Genomic DNA, 24,382 nt, shown 5'->3' with positions numbered 1-24,382 from the left:
GCGTTAGACGGCGAAAACACGCTTAGTGCTTCGCATTGGGCGGCGATGCCCCCAGGCCCAACCATGCCGGAATGACCATAATCCCGCGTCATTCCCGCGCAGGGCTCAGCCGGAGACTACCGCAAATGAATTCCTCAAGCCGTCCGTTGATGTTAAGACACAGGCCGCCTGACGTTCCTAGGCCCGCCAGCCAGCCGCGTACGATGCGGTCACCGTCACGCAGCTCCACGTTCTCGCCGCGCCAGAGCAAAAGAGACTCCGCACGGGCTCTCCACCCCTCGGGAAAAGAGTGGCAGTTAATATAAGCTGAAAACATGCGCTTTACAAGGGTTTGCCACAAGGCTTCGGCCATTGGAGGTGCAAAAGTGGCGGATTTATACTGGGCGGCAAGGCTGGTTGCCTCCAGAGCGGCGTCCGCTCGCATCTGTTCCGCCGGTGGCGACCAGTGCACATTTATGCCAATGCCAGCCAGCAGCACCCCGCCCCGCTCCTCCAGCAGTATGCCTGCCAGTTTTCTGGGTTCGTCTTCTGACGTACACAGCACAAGATCATTGGGCCATTTCAGGCGCACCTGCCAACCGTCCATTGCCAGCGCTTCGGCCAGCAGGGCACCTACTGCCGGGGCCGCCGCCGTGCCGTCAAAAGGGGGCGCAAGCGGCAGACGCAGGGCCGCATACACGTTGCCCGCAGGCGAATGCCACTGACGCCGCAACTGCCCGCGCCCCGCTGTCTGGCTGACAACCTGAACACAGTCCCACGGATCAAGCCAGCCCCGCGCCGCAAGGTTTGCAGCGGTATCAAGGCAAGAGCCGACCTTGCCAAAGCGCCAGATACGCGGAATAAAATTTTTGTCAGCGCCAGTGGGGGAGCTTCCCTCAAACGGTTGGCTGTGACATACTGGGGGCATGGAACTCTACCTCGTCGGCGGCGCAATGCGCGACCTTTTGCTTGGGCGTATGCCCACGGAGCTGGATTTTTCCTTTTCAGGAAGCATGGGCGACTTTTTGGCCGCTCATCCAGATGCGGTCTGCGTGGGTAAAAGCGTCAATGTCTGCCTGTGGCACGGGCGCGAATGCATGCCCCTCCGGGGTGGCACCCTGGAATCTGACCTTGCAGCGCGGGATCTCACTATCAATGCCCTTGCGCTCGACAGCGCGGGGCGGCTGTACATGCATCCCAAGGCGGTTGACGACCTGCGCGATAAAATGATGCGTCCGGCTTCATCCACTGCCTTTGCGGATGACCCCACCAGAATTTTTCGTCTGGCGCGCTTTGCCTCCCGCTGGCCCGACTGGCGCATAGCCCGCGAGGCTTTTGATCAGATGCGCGCCACGCCCAGGGCTTTGCTGGCGGCCATTCCGGCGGAGCGTGTGGCCAAGGAAATGCTCAAGGCGCTGGCCTTGCCGCGCCCGGCGCGATTTTTTCGCGTTCTGGCACAGGGGGATTGTTTATCGCCCTGGTTTGAAGAACACGAACGCGCACGCTATATTCCGGCAGGCCCCGTGAAGTGGCATGCCAACAGCGTGTTGGGCCACAGCCTGCGACTGATGGACGAACTCGCGGGCGATGCCATGGCCGTGTGGATGGCATTATGCCATGACCTCGGAAAAATTGGCACAGACCCTGCACTGCTGCCCCATCATTATGGGCACGAAGCTCGCGGCGTGCCACTTGCACTGAACCTTGCCAAAAGGCTGCGGCTGCCGGCAGTCTATGCCAGGGCTGGGGCGCTCGCTGCGGAAGAACACATGAAGGCGGGCATGTTTGCCACCCTGCGCACCGGCACGAGCCGTGACCTGCTGTGGCGGGTCAACCAGCTCGGGCTTTCGCGTCCTTTCTGGAAGCTGGCGGATGCCGACAGCAACTCACCTGTGAGCAGCATGGCCTACCCCGGCCTGAAGGCCATAAACGCCGTGCGTCTGCCCGAAGAATGGCACAACCGGGGCGCAGAGTCAGCCCGCAAGCTGCGTGAAATGCAATGCATGGCCCTGGCGGCGCTGAGCAGAAAGCGGGCCGCCTAGCCAATTTTGTACAATCAGGCCGCGACTTCGGCGCATCAAGCCACTGCTTCGGCGGCGACTACCATGAAATAGTCGCTCACCGCATCCATCTGCGCGCTGTGGTCAAGCCCGCACAGATGGGCCATTCCGTGGGCCAGCAGGCGTAGCGCGTGCTCGCCCGGCTCCTGCCCGTACAGCAGGCATTCCCTGCGCAGCGTATCCAGTGAAAACAGAAGAGTGCCGGGGCTATCGCAGCCACCGGGGAAGGAAAGCACATTGGTAGGGCCCTGACAGCCCATGCTGCGCCTGTTGGCTGCGCTCATGGCGGCATCATCGACCAGATGCAGTTCCACAGCCGGGGGCACAACAGGCACGCTGGCCTGCTCTGCGGCGGCAAGCATGGCCGAAAGAGCAGCGCGCTGCTGTCTGCGGTCAAGCGGCAGAATCCATGCTGTGGCCGGATAGCGGCAAAAAATGCGCACGGTTGCCTGTGGTTGCCTGTCCCTGACTGCGCCCATGATTCCTATGCCTGCCCCTTTTCTTCAGGGATGGCTGGTATGCCAGCCTGTCTGGCGCTCTCCGGCTGGTTCGTCAGGGCTTTGACTTCGGGCGATTGCGCCGCAGCGGGTTTGTCTCCGTTACAAGGCTTGTCGCCGCACGGTTTGCCATGCCCCGTGGGGGTAAGGGCCGTTGCGCCATGCGTTGCAGGGGCAGAGCCGTTTTTGCCGTTGGGCTTGTTTTCAGCCCGGGTGGCATCATTGATTCTGGCGTCAGGATAGGCAATGCGCTGATGGAAAATACCCGTCAGAATGCGCTGGAAGTTTTCGCTCAGGAAGTGCAGATCCTTAAAGGTCAGCTCCGATTCGTCCAGCTGCCCTTCCGAGAAGATGCCCTTGATGATGGTGTCAATGTGCGACTTGATGCGCGCGGGCGTAGGATCGTTGAGCGTGCGGCTGGATGCCTCAACGGAGTCGGCCAGCATGAGGATGGCGGCTTCCTTGGTTTGCGGGCGCGGCCCCACATAGCTGAAATCAGATTCACGCGGTTTTTCGCCCTGGTTCAGGGCCTTCTGGTAGAAAAAGCGTATGAGCCTTGTGCCGTGGTGCTGACTGATAATGTCGGCAATATCCTGCCCGAGCTTATACCGCTCGGCCAGTTCCGTGCCTTTTTTGACATGCGAAAGCAGGATGAGCGCACTCATGGACGGGGCCAGCTTGTCGTGCTTGTTGGGCCCGCCAAACTGGTTTTCGATGAAATATTCGGGATACGAGAGCTTGCCCACGTCATGATACAGTGCCGCCACCTTGCACAACAGGCTGTTGGCGCCGATGGCCTTGGCCCCGGCTTCAACCATGTTGGCGACCACAAGGGAGTGATGGTAGGTGCCGGGCACTGTTACCATAAGCTCCTGCATGAGGGGTTGCTCAAGGCTCATCAATTCCATGAGGCGGAAGCGGGTACTGTACCCAAAGCTGATTTCAAGCACAGGACTCACGGCAAAGAGCAGAATGAGCGAAAGCACGCTGTTGATAAACACGGCCAGCAACTGCGTGGGCATGACGCCGGGGGCGCTTTGGGCCAGCAGGGTTGCGCCAAGCCAGATGATGGATTGTCCGATGGTCAGCGGCACTATGCTCCACACCACGTCCTGTCGATTCTGGGCATTGGTCACAAGCCATGTGGCCAGCATGCCGCCGAGAAAATGGAGCAGGAACAGCGAAAACTGCGCCTGAAACATGAGCATGGTAAAGAACGAGATCAACAGGGCCATTGTGCAGTAGCGCCGGGCCGCAAAAACCATGGCGACCAGCCCCACTGCCCCTGCCACAGGGTAGCCAACGGCCAGCGTATTGATGAACGAATGGCTGTCGATGCGCATGCCAAGCACGTACACAGCCTTTGCCCCGGCGCTGAAAAGCAGCAGAAGCAAGGAAATGAGCAGCATGTCCTTGCAGCGCAGGGGAGTGCCGGGTTTGCCGCTGGGGGCAACAAAAAAGCCGATGGAAAGCACCAGCGAGCACAAAAAGGCGCCAGCTGCTATATCCCAGTGCATGGGGTCGGAAGCGGATTTATAAAGCGTTTGCAGCTTGATCTGCTGCTCGCGGCTGACCCTCTCGCCCTTGCGCAACACGATCTCGCCCTTCTGTATCTGATAATACACAGGCTCAACCATGGACATGACGGCAGAGCTGCGTTTTTGGGTAGATTCCCGGTTCAGCGTCAGCGTGGAAGGCATGGTTGCGGAAAGCAGAATATTGATGGCGCGCCGCGACTGCGGGTTCAGTGTGGAAACCTGCCGTATCTGGGCAGAAATTTCCGCCAGATACGATTGCACATCGGGCAGATTGACCACGTCCGGACGCAATATTTCTGTATTTGTATCCAGATTGCGCACTATAACGCCAGAGCGGTCAACCCTGGCCGAGCGTATGTCGCCCACAAGGCCTTCTGCCATATGGTCGCGAATCTGGGGCAGCAGCACCTTGAGCAGATATGTCTGCGCTTCGGGCTGGGCGAGTTCCGGCAGAATTTCGTCAGCAACGGTGGGTGTCAGTTCATCCACCAGCCTGTGCAGCGGGCCTTCGACCCCGACATGGTAATCAATGCCGTTGTTCAGGCTGCGCATGATCTCCACAATACGGTTCTGAAAGCCCATAAAGGGTTCAAGACTCAGATCATAGACAGGCGGTTGCAGAAGCTGCACCTGTTTGCGCCGGGCCTTGGTGGCCTGCACATCTTCAACAAGGATGTCGCGGTCGGCAATGACGTCAGAATCCGCTACTTGCCCGGCAACGTACACTCGAGGCACAGCCTCAAAGTTGCCCCCTGCAAGCAGGCTGATGAAAAGCAGGGTGAGCACAAGTACCGAAAGCCCCAGGCCACAATGGTGGCGGGCCCGCAACATGCGAAAGAGTGCGAGGATGCTAGCTGGACGTGTCGCTTTTTTCTGCATTATCATAGGCGTTTACGATTGCTCCCACCAAGGGATGCCGCACTACGTCGGCCTTGGTGAAGTGATGCACTGCGATGGTTGGAACTTTGGCAAGGATATTCAGCGCGTGGATAAGGCCCGAACGTGGGCGCTGGCCGCCGGGCTGCATGGGCAGATCGATCTGGGTGGTGTCGCCCGTTACAACCATGCGCGAGCCAAAGCCCATGCGGGTGAGGAACATCTTCATCTGTTCCTGCGTGGTATTCTGCGCTTCGTCAAGAATGATAAAGGCATCGTTAAGGGTGCGCCCGCGCATGAAGGCCAGGGGCGCAACTTCTATGGAACCCACCTCAAGCATGGACGCCACCTTGGGCTGGGGCATCATGTCGTGCAGGGCGTCATAGAGCGGGCGCAGATAAGGATTGACCTTGTCGGCAAGATCGCCGGGCAGAAAGCCAAGGCGTTCACCCGCCTCCACCGCAGGGCGCGTCAGCACAATGCGTTTAACCCGGTGCTGCTGAAACATGGACAGCGCCATGGCGACGGCAAGATAGGTTTTGCCAGTACCGGCAGGGCCAACCGCAAATACAAGCTCATTGCGCCGCAGCAGGTCAAGGTAGGTGCGCTGGGCAACATTGCGGGCAGTGACCGTTTTGCGCGGGGTGTTGACAAAAACAGCATCCTTGAAAATTTTTTCCAGATCCAGACCGGGATCCGTGCGCAGCATCTCGTAACTGCGGGCGATATCCTGCTGGCTCAGCGACAATCCGCCGCGCAGCAACTCGTACAACTGCACAAAAACATTGCACAGCACCTGCCGCGTGTTCATGTCTGGGCTTTCAATAAGAATGCTGGCGCCACGGCTGCCTATGGAGGCTCCGCTGGCTGCGGCCAACAGCTCAAGATGCGCATTGTGAGGGCCAAATAGCTGATTGGCTAAGGCGGGATCGTCGAATTCGACGGTCTCAAGCATGGAGGAATGTACTGCCATAGCCGCTCTCTAGCCTATTTCAGTTGGGCTGTCCATTACTGGATTCGGAACCTGTATATTTTAATGGGTGGGCCGACCCCGCCAGAACCACAATAAAAATATAGCTGGCCTGGTATATGCATAAGTGAGCAATACGGCACCCCCAAGCCCCCAATCCGGGCAAAAACTGCCGAGGAGTCATCATGAGCAACGTATCGGGTGTAAACAGCTATACAAGCGGGCTGTACCAGTGGCAGAACCAGAAGCTGAGTACCTCCACTTCCGGCAGCTCATCGTCTTCGGGTTCAAAAAGTTCTTCAAGCTCGTTGAGCCAGATGCTCAGCGGCAACAGCATAACCAGCCAGCTTTCCAGCATGGTGGAGCTTACAAAGTACGCCATGGACGCTATGGGTCTTGAAAGCGGCAGCCGCGTTACTTTCAGCCAGATTACCAAGTATCGCGAGCAGTTGAATAATGAATTCAACACTGCCGTCAAGGATGGCCTGTCAAAGCTTGGGGTTACCGATCCTTCAAGTGTCACTTTTACTTTGGCTGCGGACGGCTCCCTCACTGCTGCCAGCGCAAATGCCACAGATCAGGCAAATGTGCAGACCTGGCTTAAGAGCAATACAACTATTGGCAAGGATCTGCGCACGGCCCTTACCGCTGCTGGCGTCAGCCCCAGCACTTCTGTGGCCATGACTGTTGACAGCAGCGGCAAGCTGACCGCTGCCAGCAGCACGGACAGTGCCAACAAGGCTGCCATTCAGGCAGTGCTGGATAATTCCAAACTCGGTCAGACGCTGAACAGCGGCATGAGCAGCCTTGCTGTAAGCAGCGATGCAAAATTTACCCTGCAAACCAAGTCCGATGGCAGCCTTGTGGTTGAAAGCAGCGATGCCGCCACCAAGGCAGCCGTGCAGAAGTTTTTTGACAACAATCCCGCCCTGGTCAAAAAGTTCGGCCAGATTCAGGCCCTTTCCGGCCTTGATGACGCGCGCAAGTCATTGCAGGTTTCGCCCTCTGACCTGCGTAAGCGTATTGAGGTGGAATCCATGGCCGCTTGGTGGTCCGGCTCGGGCAACGCCACAAATTCTTTTGGCAGTTATTCCGACAGCAGTCTTTCCATGCTTTCGGGCCTGAACCTGAGCGTCTAGTTTTTCCGCATATGCGGTGCTGATGCCGTCAGCGCATAAAGGGGCCTCTCGGCCCCTTTATGCGCATTGGGAAGTTAGCAACTCAGATTTTGTCAGTCAGCAATGCCCGATACCCCTGCTATCCTTCCTGCCTGGGAGGGCGGCCAGTAAATATATTCCGCCCGACCGACAACACTGGTGAAGGGGGCAAAAAATGCCATCTGACTCGCAGGGTTGATGCTCGACAGATAGATATTTCCTTCGCCCACCAAACATTCTCGGTATCCCTGCCCTTCCCATCCCGGATTTTGCTGCCCTGCTGGAACAGGCACGCGCACGCGCTCGCCAGCAATGCCTGCAACGCGGCTTATTATGTGTGGCCCTCCCCCCTTCCTTTCTGCAATGTGCCTGGTGGAAATCACAATGATATCAACCTTTTCCGGCTTGGCCGACTGATAAGCCTGTTTGTCCACCAGCAAACGGGAATCCGGTGTGATCAGGGGAAGCAGAGTACGGTTGCCGTTCATGGAATATGCCTTGATGGCGGGTTCCAGCGCGGGCAGCGCCACCAATGCCAGCACGAGGACGCTGAAAACAAACCCTCTGGAGATCATGCGCCGCTGGCAGGCGTTTTGCGATCTGGCCTGTGAACGTTGCCGCAAAACCACGTCGATGGCTGAGCCAAGTCGAAGCAGGACTTCACAGGCAAGGGCTACAAAATAAGTCGCGTGCCTGCCATCCGCATCAAGACTGCTGCCCAGAGCAACCAGCGTCTGAGCAGAAGCAAGCCACAGAACAAAAAAGATCACGCCATGTGTGAAAAAGCCCGAGAGTATCTGCCCGCTACCCGGCAAAACCAAGGAAGCGAGGGGCGAAACAATAGCGGTAAACTTCATGAACAGCCTCGACTAAAAAAGAATTGCCTCACACTATTGAAAATGATTTTATATTTCAATTAAAAAGACTGCATGTCGTTGTAGCAGATTCAAAGCCGCACAAAAAAGGGGGACCCCGGCATGACCGAAATCCCCGCTTGGGCGTTTATTTACTGACGAGAGCTTACAGCTTTTTGGCAAGCAGTTCGTTCACCAGGGCAGGATTGGCCTTGCCCTTGGTGACGCGCATGATCTGCCCCACAAAGAAGCTGATCAGCTTGGTTTTGCCGCCGCGGTAAGCCTCCACCTCAGCGGGATTGGCCGCAATGACTGCATCCACGGCGGCTTCGAGCGCTGAGGTGTCGGAAATCTGCGCAAGGCCTTTTTCCTTCACGTAGGCTTCAGGCATGACGCCCTGCTCAAAGATGTCGCCAAAAATATCGTTGGCGATCTTGGCGCTGATGGTGCCGCCGTCAACCAGCCGTACCAGTTCGGCCAGTGCCTCGGGCTTCATGGCCCAGGCGGAGGGGTCAGCGGCGGAAAGCCCACGGGCGTTGCATTCGCGCAGCAGCGACCCAAGCACAAAGTTGGCAACCTTCTTGGGGTCGGCCTTGGCGGCGGCAGCTTCAAAAAAGTCGGCCAGTCCCTTGCTCTGCACCAGCACTTCCGCCTCGGCTTCGGGCAGACCCGCCATAGCCACAAAACGGGCCATGCGAACATGGGGCAGCTCCGGCATTTCAGCGCGCCAGCGGATCATTTCTTCTTCCGTAATATCCACGGGCAGAATGTCCGGATCGGGGAAGTAGCGGTAATCGTGCGCTTCTTCCTTGCTGCGCATGGAGGCAGTGGAGTTCTTGACGGCATCGTACAGGCGGGTTTCCTGCACGACCTTGTCGCCATCGTCCAGCACATCCTGCTGGCGGGAAATTTCATATTCAATGGCGCGCTGCACATTGCGGAAGGAGTTGAGGTTTTTCAGCTCGGTGCGGGTGCCGAAGGGTTCGGTTCCCACAGGGCGCAACGAGACGTTGGCGTCGCACCTGAAGCTGCCCTCTTCCATGTTGCCGTCGCACACGCCAAGATAGGTCACAATGTTGTGCAGGGCCTTGAGGTAGGCCACAGCCTCGGCGGCGGAACGCATGTCCGGCTCGGAAACTATTTCCACCAGGGGCGTGCCCGCGCGGTTGAGGTCCACATAGCTCAGGTTTTCGCCCTGGGCGTGAATATTCTTGCCAGCATCGTTTTCCATATGGATGCGTGTAATGCCCACGCGCTTGCGCCGCCCTTCCACGTCCACTTCAAGATGCCCGTGTTCGCAGATGGGCAGCTCAAACTGCGAAATCTGATACCCGGAGGGCAGATCAGGATAAAAATAGTTTTTTCGGGCAAAAATGGAACGGGTATTTATGGCGCAATTGGTGGCGAGGCCAACCAGAGCGGCAAAGTGAACAGCCTGACGGTTGGGCACGGGCAAAGCGCCGGGCATGCCGGAGCACACCTCGCAAACATTGGCGTTGGCAGGCTGCCCAAAAGTCGTGGGGCAGGAACAGAACAGTTTGGAGGCCGTGGCAAGTTGCACATGCACTTCAAGGCCAATCACGGCTTCATAGGCGGCCATAGATCAGATTACTCCCTCAGCGGGGTTCACCCCGTAGTTGCGCGGCAAAAGCGCCGCTTTGCGCATAAGCGCCCGCTAAACCTGGCATCCGGCAGCTTGCGCCGCCTTTTTTGACGCAAAAGCATCAATGGGGGATGCTGGCGTCGAAATATTTGCCCACACCGTACTCTCCCCTGCGGAAAAAACGCCGAGGGTCGGGGCCGATGATCTGCATTTCCCTGTTTTTGGCCTGCACGTCCAGCGCGATACGCATTTCCTTGGTGCAGCCGGTGGAAAAGGTGGAATCCTTGCCCGACCACTGCGGCGGCACCTTGCGACCAAGCAGGGCAAAGCTTTCCTCAATGTCTTCAACGGTCTGAAACCGCCACACATCAATAAAGCCGCTGCGCTGCACCTGCTCCCACATATACATGAGGTCGTCGCCGTCCATGCCTTCAATAAAATGCTCGGCAGGATTAATTATCAGGATATTATCCATTTTTTTACGCAGATTGTCTACAAATGCGCGCACGATCTCGATAGCGGTACCAGTCTCGCCGGGGATGCTGCCGATCACGCAGCTGTAGAACATGACCGTGCGGCCCTGCATGCGGGCCTCGCGCATGCCTGCGATGATGTTTGCCGACTGGGCGGCAATGTCGTTCTCGCTGAATTTATGGGCGCTCTCGGCATGCTGGCGCAGTTTGATGTGAAAGCCCTGATCATCCTGCCAGTAGCAGACCACATCCCGCGTATACTGGTGGCTGCTGCCCATGAGCACATCGGCCACGCGCCAGCCCTTGCCCAGAATAAGGTCGGCTTCCTTCCACGCGCGGGAGAATGTCACCGAGACCCTGTACAGATTGAGCCGCTCCCGCGTTCCATCGCCAATAACCATGAGGCGGTATTCGCGCAGGTGGCGCAACAGTTCGTTCTTGCTCATGCGCGGCTCGTGCTGCACTGTGCCGCCGCCGATCATCTGCCGGATGGAGGGGTCAATCTCCATGTCTTCCAATGTGGGCGAATAAAAGAAAAAGCCTGATTTGACCGCAAAAATGACCTTATGCCCCATGCGGATGAGGCTGTTGGCAACAGCCAGATCAAACACAACGCCGCCGTCTGCGTCGCACAAAAAGAGCACCGTGCCGGATCTGACCGCGCTGGCCTCAAAATAGTGCCGCAAGTGGGCGCAGGTTTCGCGCGCGGCCTCCATGGCCTGACGCACTGTTTCCGCGTCTGGCGGCGTCTCCACCCACGGGCGCGACATGGCCGAAAGGCACAGCAGACGCGAAAGTTCCACGTAGTTGAGCATGCGCCTGACAGAGGCTATGGAATTGGCCGCCACGGCATCCGCAGGCACGGCGGCAAGATTCTCGCGCACCGGGGCTTCATCCAGCATTTCAAGCTGACGTTTGGTGGAAACCCTGCGCAGCCGCCTCCAGGGGTCGTCCAGCTGGTTGCCCTGGGCAAGCACAAGATCGGTCATTCGCTTGACAAGCCGCGAAGGAATCAGGGTATGCTGGGCAACATACTGCTTGAAGCGGAACCGGCAGAACTGCAAAATGCGCCTGCGTTTCTGTCCCTCGGGCGTGAAGGAGCGCACGAGGCGCATGATGATGCGCCAGGAGCGGTTATACTGGCGGCGAAGTTCTTCGGGAGCGGTCTGCTGGCACAACAGTTTGAACGTGTCGTCAGAACAGGGCAAATACACCTGATCGCGCGCAAGGCTGACCATAAAGGCCATCTGTTCCTGGCTGGCCACAATGTCGGGGTTCATGCCGTAGGCGATGTTGTTGTCCATCAGCATGCTGTAAAGCCATGCGTCAAAGCGGACACTCTCCCCAAAATGAAACTCGCGAACAGAATCCACAGAAATCGCGTTGCTCATGCGTTTTCCCCGCACCTGATGCATTCAGTGCCTTGCAGGGCAAAGCCGCGCGAACGCAAACGCTCAAAGAAAGTTGTTCCTTTGCCAAGAAAATGCACAGCATCGGGCAAACCGTTCACGGTCACGGTGTCGCCCAGCTCCAGCTGTTGCCCTTCCTGCCCATCGACAGTAAGGTAGCAATCTGTGGAACCCTGCAAAATCTGGAACCGGCACTCGGTATCGCCGGGGAACACCATGGGCGAAATAGTATTGAGGAAAGGACAGATGGGCGTAACAGCCACGGCTTCCATAGAAGGATGCAGCAGCGAGCCGCCAGCGGAAACACTGTAGCCGGAGCTGCCCACGGGCGTGGCAATGATCATTCCATCGCCGCGTAATGAGCCAAGGCGCTCGCCAGCAATATAGACATCAAACAGAACAAGCCGCGACAAAGACCCCCGGCTCAGGACAACATCGTTGACCGCGCAGCCGCTGGCAATCTGCTGGCCCTTGCGGTTGAGCGTCCACTGCAAGGCCATACAGGAGCGCACGGGTTCCATGTCGGTGAGGGATTCTTCGAGTTTTTCGCGCCACTGCTCCGGCTGGGCATCGGTCAAAAAACCGATCCGGCCAAAATTGATGCCCAGCACAGGCACGTTGCGCCCCACAAGGCGGCGGGCCACGCCAAGCATTGTGCCGTCGCCGCCAAAAACAACCACAAAGTCAAGGGGAGTAGTTGCGTAGGCCGGTGTGTCCGTGCCAGCGCAGATCACACCTGCAACGTTGTGCCCTTTTTGGCGCAGCCACTGGGCGGCTTCTTGGGCAAGAGCCGCAGCTCTTTCGTGCCGGGCCTTGTAAACCAGAAGTATGTGTCGGCTTGTTGCGTTTTGCATACCTGCGCAAGTTACGTTATCAAGTCTGTTACCGCAAGCCTGAGGGCGCTTGTCAGTTGCAGGGCTTTGCCTTAAATAAGAAGGCTTCCATGTCACGTTTCGGCAATTGTGAGCGCCATGCACGATACAGCCCTTGATATTATTGAACAGCATGCCAGCGAAGGCGCGCGCCTGCGCGAAGATTTTTTTCGTTCGCAGGCAGATTTTCTTCGTCAGGCGGCCTTGCGCGCGGCCACGTGCCTTGCGGGCGGCGGCAAAATACTGCTCTGCGGCAATGGCGGCAGCGCTGCACTGGCTCAGCACATGGCAGCCGAATTTGTGAACAGGTTTATTATGGACAGGCCCGCCCTGCCCGCTCTGGCGCTGTCTGCCGATGCAACTTCGCTTACGGCCATTGGCAGCGACCTTGATTTCAGCCAGATATTTTCGCGTCAGATTGAAGCTCTGGGGCGGCCAGGCGACATGCTGGTGGCGATTTTTTCCACCGGCAGCAGCGCCAATATCATCGCCGCCCTTGAGGCGGCACGTCGCGGAGGGCAGTTTACGGTGTGCCTGTGCGGGCACGGCGGCGAAATGGCCCGATACAGCGACATGGTTCTTGAAACGCCGCAGGCTGAACCCTCGCTTGTTCAGGAACTGCACCTTGCAGCCGGGCACCTATTTTGCCGGCTGACGGATTATTATCTTTTTGAAAATGCTGTCGCACTGACCCCCTATTTGCAAGGGCGACACACAACCGAGGTTTGACCATGCCCATCTACGAGTATTCTTGCCAGAAATGCGGTCGGGATTTTGAAGAACTGGTGTTTGACGAAACCCCGCCCACTTGCCCGTATTGCGGCTCCAACGAAACCCAGAAGCTCATGTCCTGCTGCGCGCGTCGCAGAAACGGCGCAGAAGGCGGCGATTACGCTGCTTCAACCGGCGGTGGCGGCGGCTGCGCCGGTTGTTCTGGCGGCAACTGCGCGAGCTGCGGACATTAGGCGGCAGGCATGCGTAAATCCCTAGTTATCGCTACCCGTGGCAGTCAGTTGGCCCTCTGGCAGGCAGAACACGTCAAAAGCCGCTTGCTGTCGCTTGACCCGGAACTGGCCGTTGATCTTGTAATCATCAAGACCAAGGGCGACATCATTCAGGATGTTCCCCTGGCCCAGGTGGGCGGCAAGGGCCTTTTTGTAAAAGAAATTGAAGAAGCCCTGCTTGATAACCGGGCCGACCTTGCCGTGCACAGCATCAAGGACGTGCCCATGGAATTGCCCGACGGGCTCATACTGGGTTGCATTCCCAAACGTGAAGCGCCCACTGACTGCATGCTTTCGTGCAAGTATGCCGACCTTGCGGCCCTGCCCCAGGGCGCATGCGTTGGCACCAGCAGCCTGCGGCGTCAGGCCCAGTTGCTGGCCCTGCGCCCCGATCTGCGCATTGAAAGCCTGCGCGGCAATGTGGACACGCGCCTGCGCAAACTGCGTGAAGGCGTGTACGATGCCATTATTCTTGCATCCGCAGGCATGAACCGCCTGGGCTTGAGCGCACCCTACATGCACGCCCTTGATCCGCAGACATTTCTGCCCGCAGTGGGCCAGGGGGCCATTGGCATTGAATGCCGCGAAGACGATTACGATCTTTTTGCCCTGCTTGCAGAGATTGAAGACACCCCCACCCGCGTATGCGTAGAAGCCGAACGGGGCTTTCTTGCCGGGCTTGAGGGCGGGTGTCAGGTGCCCATTGCCGGGCATGCCCGCCTTGAGGATGACGAGACCTTCGTACTCGAAGGCCTGGTGGCCGAGATTGATGGCAGCCTGATTCTGCGCGAGGCGCAACGGGGTCAGACCTCCAAGGCCCGCCAGATTGGGCTTGAACTTGCTGAAAAACTTCTTGCCAGAGGCGGCCGCGCCATCCTGGAAAAACTTTACCAACAATAACGATTTCCTATGCCAACTATCGCTCCCCTGCCCGCGTCACGCCTGCACGCCACGTTAGATCCCGCCCGTATTCCCTGGGAAACGAGCAAGGACATTCCGCTGCCGCGCAACGGTCGCCAGAATCCATTCCAGCCCCGTGCCATGCAGGCGCTGGACCTTGCCCTGCAAATCAAAAATCAGGGCTACAACATCTACCTGTCTGGCGAGGCCGATCTTGGCCGCAGCCACATGCTGCTGAGCTACCTTGGCCCTCAGGCCAAAAAAGCCCAGACGCCTGACGATCTGGTATACGTGCATAATTTTGCCGATCCTGACCGGCCCTGCCTTTTTGCCCTGCCCACAGGCATGGGCAAGAAGTTAAAGCAGAACTTTAAGGAGCTGATCGAGCATATCCGCGATGAGCTGCCGCGCCGTTTTGAGGCCAGCACCTACGTAAAGCGCCGCGCCAAGATTGTGGACAACTTCCAGAACGCCCGCATGGGCCTGCTGCGCAAGATGAATTCCGTTGCCGTAGACAAGGGATTCAACCTTGATATGGACGAAAGCGGCGGTCTGACCCTGTATCCGCTGGTGGAAGGCAAGCGCCTGAGCGAGGAAGAGTTCGACAGGCTGGACACAACCCTGCGCCTCAGCCTCAAAAGCCGGGGCGACAACCTTGTGCAGGCCATGTCGGGCTACATGCGGCAACTGAACAAGGCTGAAGAAAGCTTTCAGGACGACGAACGCGGTCTGGAACGCGAAGCCATGACCCAGGTGCTGACCACCTTTTTCAACCCCATTGAGCAGCGCATGCTCAAGGCCTGCCCGGTCAAGGGGCTGGATGCCTACTTTACGGCCCTGCGCGAAGACATCCTTAAAAATACCGATGCCTTTCTGCAGAGGGACGGCGGCCCTATGGGCGACCCGCACGGCGCGCCGGTGGAGGCTGTGCTCTACCGCTACGAGGTCAACCTGCTGGTGGACAACAGCGGCCTTGATGGCGCCCCCATCATTGTGGAAGACCACCCCACAGCCGTGAACCTGCTCGGCTGCGTGGAGCGCGAATCTGAAATGGGCGCGCTGGTCACGGATTTCACCCTTATCCGCGCGGGCAGCATCCACAAGGCCAACGGTGGTTTTCTGGTGCTGCACATTGAGGATCTTCTGCAACATCCCAATGCATGGGAGGGCCTGTTGCGCGCCCTGCGCTCCAATATGGCCCGCATTGAAGATTCCGGCGAAGGCCCGGATACGCCCATCCGCACCAAGGGCATCAATCCCGAGCCTCTGCCCCTGAACCTCAAGGTGGTGCTGATCGGCGACGAAGAACTGTACGAGGGGCTGCTTGTCAATGACGACAGGTTCTCCAAGCTCTTCCGCATCAAGGCCCATATGGCCGACACCACAGAGCGCAATGCCGCCAATGTGCGCGCCTACCTCGGGCACATTGCCACCATCATCAAGGAAACAGAACTCCCCTGTTTTGACCGCACGGCTCTGGCGTGGCTCATCGACCTTGGGTCGCACATCTGCGAAGACCAACGCCGCCTTTCGTTGCGCTTTCCCGAACTGCGTGAGCTCATGATCGAGGCTTCGGCCCTGACACGCATGCGCAAGCAGGATGTGGTCACCGCGCCAGTGCTGGAAGAAGCTCACGCTGCGCGCATCTACCGGGCCAACCTGGTGGAAGAGATTTATATGGAAGAATACGACCGCAACATGATCAAGGTGCAGACCTCGGGTCAGGCCATTGGTCAGGTTAACGGTCTTTCCGTCACGTGGCACGGCGACTTTGAATTCGGTCTGCCGCACAGGATTTCATGTACTGTGGGCGTGGGGCACGAGGGCATCATCGACCTTGAACGCGAGGCCGAGCTGGGTGGCCCCATCCACACCAAGGCCATGATGATCCTGAAGAGCTACCTCACGGATCTTTTTGCGCGCAAAAAGCCCCTGGTGCTCTCCGGCTCGCTCTACTTTGAGCAGAGCTACGCAGGTATTGAGGGTGACAGCGCCTCTGGCGCGGAACTGGCCGCCTTGCTCTCGGCTCTTGCCGATGTGCCGGTGCGTCTTGATCTGGCCTTTACCGGGGCCGTGAGCCAGACGGGGCAGATCATGGCCGTTGGCGGCGTTACCTGCAAGATCGAGGGCTTTTATAATGTTTGCGCCAGCCAGGGCCTCACGGGCACGCAAGGGGTTATCATGCCCTTTGACAATGTGGATCACCTCATGCTCGCGCCCAATGTTATTGAAGCTGTAGAGAAAGGCCAGTTCTCCATTTATCCTGTGCGGCGCATAGAAGAAGCCCTCGCCCTCTTGACTGGTCTTTCAATCGGTCGCAGACTGAAACAGGGCGGCTTTACGAAAAACAGCCTGTACGACATGGTTGACCGCAGACTGGAGCGCCTGGGCGATTACGCGCAGAATGCCTTTCGCCGCACCAGAAAATCCAAAGAGGGGTAATGGGCGCTGCCCGTGGCAGCGACATAATACCCCCTGAGTTTTTTGCATTGAAATGTTTGCCTTAGGGCGGCGCAAGCTTGCCGCAAAGGCGCTTTGGGGTGCGGTTTTTTACAAAAAACCGCGTTGAGCAGGCAAACAGTTTACTGCCTTTCTGCTCACGAGAACAAGCAATAACCTCACGCATACCTTGACTTTACGGGTTTTATGTGTAATGGGGTCAACGCAAGGAAAAACCTTATGCCTCACTCTAACCCAGCAAAAGCCGTGATGAACAAAAACAAGAAAGAAGCGTTGCTTCAGGCCGCCAAAGAACTTTTTGGCGAATGCGGGTATGTGGAAACCACATTCAAAAAAATATCCGACAAAGCTGGTGTTGCCCTCGGGTTGCTGACCCACCACTATGGCAACAAGGAAAAGCTGTTTCTTGCCTCAGGGCTTGATGTTCTAGAACGCTTTCTCGTAAGGCTGCGTTCAGCCACTGCCGAAGCCACCTGTGGTTACGATGGCGTTATGCGTTTTTGCAAGGCATATCTTGATTTTTCAATCGACAAGGACTCCAACTGGCTGGTACTTGTGCGCTGCTCGCCCTACAGCGACATGAAAACCAAGACCGACCGCGATATTATGGATTCCATGTTTTCGCAGGTACACAACGAGCTTGAGCGCGTTATCGCCAAGGGCGTGGAAGACGGCAGCATTGTGAAGGTCGACAGCAAAAGCACCGCCCAGGTGATCATTTCACTTATGGTCGGTTCCAACCGTACACGGGTGTTGACCCCTTATGCGATGCCCACGCTGTACGAAGATGTTCTTGACTTCATTTCCCGCTCCATCAAGGCATAGAGCTTGTTTGCAACACACAGTCGGGCCGTCGGTCGTAAAGATCGGCGGCTTTTTTGCATCTTTTGTTGCCCGGCTGGTGTGCGCAGCAATGGGAAATATAAATGTTCTGCGCCCTGACCCGCATTTGTGTGACAATCTTGTGCATGCTTGATGCTCCAGCGGAGCAATAGGGCTTGCCGAGCCACAGCGCTTTGAAGTAAATTCAAAATGTTCAGGGTGCATTATCGCGAGTGAACAGTCCTATCCGCTCCATTATTCTGTGCGGATTGCCGGGAGCTCTGGGCAGACATGCCGTGGCGCTCGTAGACTCAACCCTTATTGAGGAGACGGTTTTTATGCAAAGGCTTGCCAGCATACCCTTGTGCCTTTTTCTTGCTGCAGGATTGTTGATCTCGGGCTGCACCAGCAAATATGGCGACCAGAAAACCAAGGTCAATTATTATCCGCAGTGCTATCAGCCTGTTAACCAGTTGCGGCAGGACGAAAACAGCACGGGTAAAAGCACTGCCGCTGGCGCTGTTGGCGGCGCTCTGCTTGGCGCGCTTATTGGCGGTCTTGCCACAGGCAAGGCCAGCGGCGCTGTGGCTGGCGCTGTTGCGGGCGGCGCTGCGGGCGCTGTGGCGGGCAACGTCTACGGCAAGTCCAAAGCTCAGGATCGCGATGCCGCATATCTGCACCAGTACAGCCAGCAGCTTGGCAGCGAGGCTGCCAGCATGAACCGCTCCACCGCAGCAGCCAAGGTTGCGGCCAAGTGCTATGACGAACAGTTCAAGCTTGCCGCCGGGCAGTTCAAGGCCGGGCAGATCACCCGCATGGAATTTCAGGACAGGTATAATGAAATCCGCAGCGGCCTTGAGGAAACCTCGTTTATCCTGAATGATACCGCCACCACCATGGCCAAGAAGGACGGCGAGTATCAGCAGGCCCTGGCCGAACCTTACACTTCGGCGCAGCCCACCACTGCTGCGACTTCGTCTTCCAGTTCTGGCGCTACCAAGTTCAAAAAGGGCGCAGCTACGCAGCCCAAGAGCACACCTGCGGCCAGCGCCTCGCGCACGCCGGAGCAGAACAACGTTGCCGCGCAGGCCGCGGAGTGGAAATCTTCGCGTGAAGATCTTGAAACCACGCGCCGCGATGTGAACGCGCGCATGTCCAGCTACGAAGAAACCGTCAATAACCTGCTGGGATAACTCTGCTGCCGCGCAGCCGCTACTCCAGTGGCGGTTGCGCGGCTTTTTTACTGCGCCGCATATACCGCGCGGAGCCATAGATGAACGAAAGCCAACACCCTGTACCGCCTGAAACACCGCCGAGCGCCGCTCCTGAAGGTGTCGCGCCTGCTGGCGCGGTTGTCCTGCCCTGGTATCGCCGCCCTCTTTTCTGGGGCGTGCTGCTGTTTCTGGGGCTTTTGCTGCTGGCCGCATGGCTGTTCTGGAAAGAATGGCAGCAGGCCGAGGCCTCCAAGACTGCTGTTGCCGCCCAGACAGAGCAGTGGCGCGAGCACAACGCGGCGCTTGAAACATTCATGCAGCAATTGCGCGCCCTGCTTGCCAAGGATCCTTGCGAAGTAAAGCAGGGGCTTGGGCTTGTCACCCCGCCTGCGGGCGTCATGTGGCCTCCTTTGGGTTCAGGCTCTGGCGCTGCGAATCCCAATTCTGCCCGTGCGGATGCAGCCACCCTCCCGCCCACGGCAGACGCCAAAACGCAGGTGCCGCCCACGCCCATGCAGCAGCAGACGCCCAAAAATGTTTCCGAGTTGATGGAACAGGGCACAGTGCTTGTGCTTGCCATGCGGGAAGAGGGGCTTTCCATGGGTTCCGGCTTTTTTGTGGCCCCGGGCTACGTGGTTACCAATGCCCATGTGGTTGGTAACGCCACGCAGGCGGTCGTTGTGAACAAAGCCCTGGGCAGACCTTATGAGGCAACTGTGCGCCAGGTAACCCACGATGACGGGCAGGACTTTGCTGTACTTGGCGTTAACGGCGCATCGGGTGTTGTGCCGCTCAAGTTCGCGCCGGGCGTGAGCCGTACCGAACGCGTGAGCGCCTGGGGCTTCCCCGGCGCCGTAACCACTGACGATCCCAAATTTGCGGCCCTGCTCAAGGGCGATCAAGCCGCCGCACCCGAAGTGGTGTACACCGAGGGCGTTGTGAGCGTCATTCTTGAGCGCAAGCCGCCGCTTATTGTGCACACGGCCACAGTTTCGCAGGGCAACAGCGGCGGGCCGCTGGTCAACGACAAGGGCGATGTGGTGGGCATCAACACCTTTATCAAACTGGACGATGCCTCCTACAGGCAGTCCAGCCTGGCCATTGTCAGCACGAGCCTGGCAGCATTTTTGCGTTCGGTGGGCGTTCCCGTCACCATGGCCCAGAGCAGTGAATCAGCCGGAGGCAAGCCATGAGTACCCGCATTGCGGTCAGTCTGCGCGGTCAGATGCGCGCGCTTGCCAGCCAGGGCATCTTTGCCACCGACTGCTATGAGCAGTTGAAATCCATCCTGCTGCAAAAGCTTGGGCCGGATCATGCCGCCCTGCTTGCCGAACCGCAGCACAATGCCGAAGGCAACAGCGTTGACTGGTATGCCGAAGGCAACGGCCCGGCGGTTCCGCTTGCGGAACTTTCGGAGCAGGATGCTCAGGCCCTGCGCGCCCGTGCGGGCACCTTGGCCTCTGATATTGCCGGGTTGTCCAGCGACCTCACAGCAGACGCGCAGGCGCGGCAGGCCCTTTCGGGCCAGTTGCTCCGGCTTGCCCTGCAACACCCGGCAGATGAAGACATCTGGTCTGTGGATGGCCGCCCTGTTCTCATTAACTGGGGTTTTGCCCCCGGCAGCGTGGGCGCGCAACCGCAGGACCTCACCCGGCTTGGCGGCGTGCTGCCACCTCCCCCGCCGCCCGCGCCTGTAGCCGCTGTTCCCGTGGCTGTGCCGCCGCGCAGCGGGTGCCTGCCGTGGCTGTTGCCACTCCTGCTCTTGCTGCTCCTGCTCTGGCTTTTGGGCGCGGCGCTGGGGCTTTTGCCTTCTCCTCTGCCTTCGGGCTGCATGCCCGTTGACCGCAGCGCTCTGGAGGCCGAAAAGCAGAAAGCCGCCGCCAACGAAGATCAGCTTGCCCTCCTGTGGCGTCAGTTGCAGGAGCGCGCGGCCCTGTGCAAGCCTGTTACGCCGCCGGTTACGCCAACGCCTCCCAAGGTTGAGGAAAAGAAGGAAGAACCCAAGCCCGACCCGGAAGTGGTGGAACCCTTCCTTGGCGAAACGCCTGTGGAGCCGCCCAAGGTGGCGGAAGCCCCCAAGCCCAAGCCAAAGCCTGAACCCAAACAGGAACCCAAGCCCCTGCCCAAGGAAGAACCCAAGCCGCAGGAACCGCCCAAACCCGCGCCCAAGAAGAATGACAACCTTGCCATTCCTGAAAACGCGGCCAAAAAGAACGACCTGAGCTTCCTTGAGGGCTGCTGGACAAGCGAAACCGGCCTGTATTCGCACCCCTCCAATGAACCGATCATTGCAGAATACTGCTTTGACAAGAGCGGCAAGGGCCGCCGCCTTGTGCGCGAGCGTAATGGTCAGGTGTGCAGCGGCTCGGCCTCGGCGCGCTTTCAGGGCAACCAGTTGCAGTTTGATTCCAGTCAGGCCCGTTGCCCGCGTGGCGGCACCTATGTTCCGCAAAAGGTTGAATGTACCGGACAGGAAAACACCACCCAGTGCAAGGGCAGAGAGCTTGGCGGGGCCAATCTCAAGTGGGATGCCCGTTTCAAAAGGAAATAATGATGGATGTCATACCCCGTTACCTTTCGCCGGTCAGCATTATTCCCGGCGGCTGCCCGCAATTTCTTGATTTCTCCATGCCCGAAGATGCCGTTAAAAGACTGCGGCGGTATTTTCGCGAAGAAAAAAAGAAAGAATCTGATGAGCAGACGCGCTATACCCACTATCTGCGCTGCCTGACAGAAACGGAAAACGGCTTTATCGACCAGTTGAGCGGCCTGCCCTGCGATGAGGACTACAGCATTGAGGCTCGCCGCGCGCTGGATGCCTGGGAAGGCCACTGGCTGCCCATTCCCTTTTTACGCACGCTCGACCAGCCCTGGCCGGACGGCGGCAAGCGTTTTGAATGCGGCCCCTCCAACTGGGCGAGGGCGCGGGTTATGCGGTCAGAAAGGCACCCTGGCCAGCTCCGCGTTGTGCTCATGTTTGACACTAATGTGGAAGACCGCCCCGCTCAGGGCGAGCACTACCATGCGCTTTCATCGCAGGATGTGACGGCCCACGGGCATTTCATGCTGGCCCACCTTGTGCGCGACAATTCGTGGTTTCTCAACGCGGCCTGGGTGGATGAATGGCTCAACGGCCTCTACGATGCGTGGAAGCAGTCGCAGCACCGTGGGCGCGGCGCATGGCACGATGGCTACCCCTACGTGCTGGAGCATCTGGCCTCCTACCTCACCTGGCTTGACGTGGTGCGCCTTGCGCTCAACGATCTGGCGGCACAGGTCATCAATCCTGACCGCGACACCCCTGTGGATGTGGATCTGGTGCTGGATATCGGCAATTCGCGCACCACGGGCATTCTGGTGGAAACCCTGCCCCAGCGCATCACCAACCTTAACGACAGTTACCTGCTTGAACTGCGCGATCTGAGCCAGCCGGAGCACATCTATTCCGACCCCTTTGAAACGCGTGTGGAGTTTGTGGATGCGGCCTTTGGCAACGATGCGCTTTCGCGCCGTTCGGGCCGCCAGACGCCAGCCTTTGCCTGGCCTTCTGCCGTGCGCATCGGGCCGGAAGCCGCCCGCCTTGCCACGCAGGCCGTGTGCGCCGAGGGCACGACAGGCATGTCCAGCCCCAAGCGCTACCTGTGGGACGAACGCCCCTGGCAACAGAGCTGGCGCTACAACACTGGCGGCAAGTCAGAACCCATGGTCAGCCGTGGGCTGTTTCCGCGCCAGTTGAACCCGCAGGGCACGCCGCTTTCGTGCTTTGACGACCCCATGTTCAAAAAAAGTCCCGCCCTGCAAAAGCAACAGCCTGAGCCGATTTTTGAATCGCTGTTTACGCGTTCGTCGCTCATGCTCTTCATGCTGGGCGAAATTCTGACCCAGGCCCTTGTGACCATCAATTCGCCTGCCACCCGCGCCCGCCGTGAACTGCCCAACCTGCCCCGCAGGCTCAGAAGGCTCATTTTTACGGTGCCTACGGCCATGCCCGTTGCGGAGAAGCGTATTTTCCGCCGCTGGGTCACGTGGGCCGTGCGTGTGGTGTGGGATGCACTGGGCTGGAGCCAGTGGTATACACCCCGCCTGCAAACCCGCAGCCTTACGGGCGATTACCGCCAAAGCCCGCAGGTGCGCTGCGACTGGGACGAAGCCAGTTGCTCGCAGCTTGTGCTGCTCTACAACGAGCTTGCGGTCAAGCAACACGGCGACGCGCACCATCTGTTCCGCCTCATGGGCAAGCCGCGCGAGGCCTGCGGCAACCATCCGTGCATCCGCATGGCTTCCATTGATATTGGCGGCGGCACAACCGACCTTTCCATCACCACCTTCGAGCTTTCCAGCGGCGAGGGCGACACCGCGCGTATCAAGCCGCATACGGAATTCAGGGACGGCTTCAACATTGCGGGCGATGAAGTGCTGCGCGAGGTTGTGGCCAACCATGTGATCCCGGCCATTGGTCAGGCGCTGGCCCGCGAGGGGCTTGCAGAGCCGAGGTCGCTTCTGGGGCAGCTTTTTGGGCGCGACTCCATCGGCATGTCGCAGGAAGACCGCAACACAAGGGTGCGGCTGGTGCGGCAGATTGCCGTGCCCGTTGCCCTGGGGCTGCTGGCAACCTGCGAAAATCCAGACCTGCGCGGCAGCGTCTTTAACTGCACGCTGGGCGACTTTTTTGAGCCTGACCCAGTGGGCAGTGTCGAAACGGCTGATGCTGCGGCAGACACTGCGGCGGACTCCGTACCCACAGCGGATTCGCCCCGGTTCAGCCCGGCAGCACTCGCGCCACGCCCTCAGCCTGCTACCCTGCGGGAAGTAAGGGCAATGGTGCGGCGTTCCGCATCCTTCATCCAGAGCTTTAACATTCTTGATGTGCCCATCAGCGTCAATCAGGCCGCAGTGGAAGAAACAATCCGCAGCACGCTTGGCTCAACGCTTTCCGCCCTGTGCGAAGTGGTGCACATGTACGATTGCGACGTGCTGCTGCTCACCGGGCGGCCCAGTTCGTGGAACGGCGTTATCGCCACAGTGCTTGCCAAGCTGCCCGTGCCGCCAGACAGGATCATTCCCATGCGGCGCTATCACGCAGGCTCTTGGTATCCCTTTGCCGACGCTCAGGGCCGCATTACCGACCCCAAAACCACGGTTGTGGTGGGGGCCATCCTCTGTGCGCTGGCCGACGGGCACCTTGAAGGCTTCTCCTTTGATTCCGGCGCGCTCAAACTTACGTCCACTGCGCGTTATATCGGCGAGATGGACATCAACAGCCAGCTCAAGCGGCCCAAGGTATGGTTTACCGTGGATGTGGACAGCAAGGACGGCACGGACAAAACCCGCGCCGTGGCCTTCAGCGGGCCGCTTTCCATCGGCTACAGGCAGCTGGATGCCGAGCGCTGGCCCACTACCCGCTACCATCTGCTGACCTTTGCCACAGAGGAAGCCCGCTCCCGCGCTTCGGGCCGTCTGCCCTACCGGGTTGAGGTTAGCCTGAGCGTTGCCGATGCTCTGGATGAAGAAGATATCCGCAGCGAGACGGACAAGGATCGCCGCAGCGAGGGCGAGTTCCGCATTGATTCCATCGTGGATTGCCAGGAGCGCAGCGTTGACCGCCGCGATCTTGAAATCCGCCTGCAAACCCTGAAACTGGACGAAGGCTACTGGCTGGATACGGGCATTGTCACCGACGCCGGATAATTGAGG

General features: G+C 58.7%; 19 protein-coding genes. 11 read left to right on the top strand and 8 right to left on the bottom strand.

Annotation, left to right across the window (positions count from 1 at the left end):
* Positions 1 to 88: 88 nt before the first annotated feature.
* Positions 89 to 907: a biotin--[acetyl-CoA-carboxylase] ligase gene (locus tag G449_RS0115215; protein ID WP_022660177.1), complete on the bottom strand. Its 819-nt coding sequence runs from the start codon at positions 905 to 907 to the stop codon at positions 89 to 91.
* On the opposite strand from G449_RS0115215, the gene G449_RS0115210 reads away from it, so the two are divergent.
* Entirely contained in the window at positions 906 to 2,021 is a 1,116-nt protein-coding gene (locus tag G449_RS0115210) for a tRNA nucleotidyltransferase/poly(A) polymerase-related protein (protein WP_022660176.1), read from the top strand. The genes G449_RS0115215 and G449_RS0115210 overlap by 2 nt on opposite strands.
* A 35-nt stretch (positions 2,022 to 2,056) precedes the next feature.
* Here the strand turns inward: G449_RS0115210 and ybeY are convergent, their stop codons facing one another.
* The 3 genes from ybeY to G449_RS0115195 are packed head-to-tail and all read right to left on the bottom strand — an operon-like array spanning position 2,057 to position 5,923.
* Positions 2,057 to 2,518 carry an rRNA maturation RNase YbeY gene (gene ybeY, locus G449_RS0115205; protein WP_051135477.1) on the bottom strand — a complete coding sequence of 154 codons (462 nt, stop codon included), beginning with the start codon at positions 2,516 to 2,518 and terminating at the stop codon, positions 2,057 to 2,059.
* 5 nt (positions 2,519 to 2,523) lie between these two features.
* The gene (locus G449_RS17505) at positions 2,524 to 4,905 is read right to left on the bottom strand and encodes an HD family phosphohydrolase (protein WP_022660175.1); all 2,382 of its coding nucleotides are present in this window, start codon (positions 4,903 to 4,905) and stop codon (positions 2,524 to 2,526) included.
* A 19-nt stretch (positions 4,906 to 4,924) separates the two neighbouring features.
* Complete coding sequence (locus tag G449_RS0115195) at positions 4,925 to 5,923, bottom strand: PhoH family protein (RefSeq protein ID WP_022660174.1); 999 nt, start codon at positions 5,921 to 5,923, stop codon at positions 4,925 to 4,927.
* 182 nt (positions 5,924 to 6,105) lie between these two features.
* On the opposite strand from G449_RS0115195, the gene G449_RS0115190 reads away from it, so the two are divergent.
* Complete coding sequence (locus G449_RS0115190) at positions 6,106 to 7,059, top strand: hypothetical protein (RefSeq protein WP_022660173.1); 954 nt, start codon at positions 6,106 to 6,108, stop codon at positions 7,057 to 7,059.
* 92 nt (positions 7,060 to 7,151) lie between these two features.
* On the opposite strand, the gene G449_RS0115185 is transcribed toward G449_RS0115190, so the two are convergent.
* The 4 genes from G449_RS0115185 to G449_RS0115170 all read right to left on the bottom strand — a co-directional run bounded on the left by G449_RS0115185 (position 7,152) and on the right by G449_RS0115170 (position 12,270).
* A complete protein-coding gene (locus G449_RS0115185) occupies positions 7,152 to 7,934 on the bottom strand; it encodes a S26 family signal peptidase (protein ID WP_022660172.1) in 783 nt (260 codons plus the stop codon).
* 163 nt (positions 7,935 to 8,097) lie between these two features.
* The gene (gatB, locus tag G449_RS0115180) at positions 8,098 to 9,531 is read right to left on the bottom strand and encodes an Asp-tRNA(Asn)/Glu-tRNA(Gln) amidotransferase subunit GatB (RefSeq protein ID WP_022660171.1); all 1,434 of its coding nucleotides are present in this window, start codon (positions 9,529 to 9,531) and stop codon (positions 8,098 to 8,100) included.
* Positions 9,532 to 9,655: 124 nt separating this feature from the next.
* Complete coding sequence (locus tag G449_RS0115175) at positions 9,656 to 11,398, bottom strand: ARMT1-like domain-containing protein (RefSeq protein ID WP_027181068.1); 1,743 nt, start codon at positions 11,396 to 11,398, stop codon at positions 9,656 to 9,658.
* Complete coding sequence (locus G449_RS0115170; RefSeq protein ID WP_022660169.1) at positions 11,395 to 12,270, bottom strand: NAD(+)/NADH kinase; 876 nt, start codon at positions 12,268 to 12,270, stop codon at positions 11,395 to 11,397. Before G449_RS0115170 ends, G449_RS0115175 begins: the two co-directional genes overlap by 4 nt.
* A 117-nt stretch (positions 12,271 to 12,387) precedes the next feature.
* On the opposite strand from G449_RS0115170, the gene G449_RS0115165 reads away from it, so the two are divergent.
* From G449_RS0115165 to G449_RS0115125, 9 genes are all read left to right on the top strand, one after another.
* Complete coding sequence (locus G449_RS0115165; protein WP_022660168.1) at positions 12,388 to 13,017, top strand: SIS domain-containing protein; 630 nt, start codon at positions 12,388 to 12,390, stop codon at positions 13,015 to 13,017.
* 2 nt (positions 13,018 to 13,019) lie between these two features.
* Positions 13,020 to 13,253 carry an FmdB family zinc ribbon protein gene (locus tag G449_RS0115160; protein WP_022660167.1) on the top strand — a complete coding sequence of 78 codons (234 nt, stop codon included), beginning with the start codon at positions 13,020 to 13,022 and terminating at the stop codon, positions 13,251 to 13,253.
* Between the two features lie 9 nt (positions 13,254 to 13,262).
* On the top strand, positions 13,263 to 14,192 hold the full coding sequence (gene hemC, locus G449_RS0115155) for a hydroxymethylbilane synthase (RefSeq protein WP_022660166.1): 930 nt from the start codon (positions 13,263 to 13,265) through the stop codon (positions 14,190 to 14,192).
* Between the two features lie 9 nt (positions 14,193 to 14,201).
* Positions 14,202 to 16,634, top strand: coding sequence for a Lon protease family protein (locus tag G449_RS0115150; RefSeq protein WP_022660165.1), 2,433 nt, complete (start codon positions 14,202 to 14,204; stop codon positions 16,632 to 16,634).
* A 267-nt stretch (positions 16,635 to 16,901) separates the two neighbouring features.
* Complete coding sequence (locus G449_RS0115145; protein ID WP_022660164.1) at positions 16,902 to 17,477, top strand: TetR/AcrR family transcriptional regulator; 576 nt, start codon at positions 16,902 to 16,904, stop codon at positions 17,475 to 17,477.
* A 230-nt stretch (positions 17,478 to 17,707) separates the two neighbouring features.
* Positions 17,708 to 18,667, top strand: coding sequence for a hypothetical protein (locus G449_RS0115140; RefSeq protein ID WP_245559887.1), 960 nt, complete (start codon positions 17,708 to 17,710; stop codon positions 18,665 to 18,667).
* Positions 18,668 to 18,747: 80 nt separating this feature from the next.
* On the top strand, positions 18,748 to 19,881 hold the full coding sequence (locus tag G449_RS17500) for a S1C family serine protease (protein WP_022660162.1): 1,134 nt from the start codon (positions 18,748 to 18,750) through the stop codon (positions 19,879 to 19,881).
* Positions 19,878 to 21,239: an SrfA family protein gene (locus G449_RS0115130; RefSeq protein WP_022660161.1), complete on the top strand. Its 1,362-nt coding sequence runs from the start codon at positions 19,878 to 19,880 to the stop codon at positions 21,237 to 21,239. The genes G449_RS17500 and G449_RS0115130 overlap by 4 nt, the downstream gene beginning before the upstream one ends.
* Positions 21,240 to 21,241: 2 nt before the next feature.
* Positions 21,242 to 24,376 (top strand): virulence factor SrfB, encoded by a 3,135-nt coding sequence (locus G449_RS0115125; protein WP_027181067.1) that lies wholly within the window; start codon positions 21,242 to 21,244, stop codon positions 24,374 to 24,376.
* The last annotated feature ends 6 nt before the right edge of the window (positions 24,377 to 24,382 follow it).

The organism is Desulfovibrio desulfuricans DSM 642, from assembly GCF_000420465.1.
GTDB classification, from domain to species: Bacteria; Desulfobacterota; Desulfovibrionia; order Desulfovibrionales; family Desulfovibrionaceae; genus Desulfovibrio; species Desulfovibrio desulfuricans.
The sequence above is the reverse complement of the archived record's forward strand: the minus strand, read 5'-3'. Positions and strand labels throughout refer to the sequence as shown.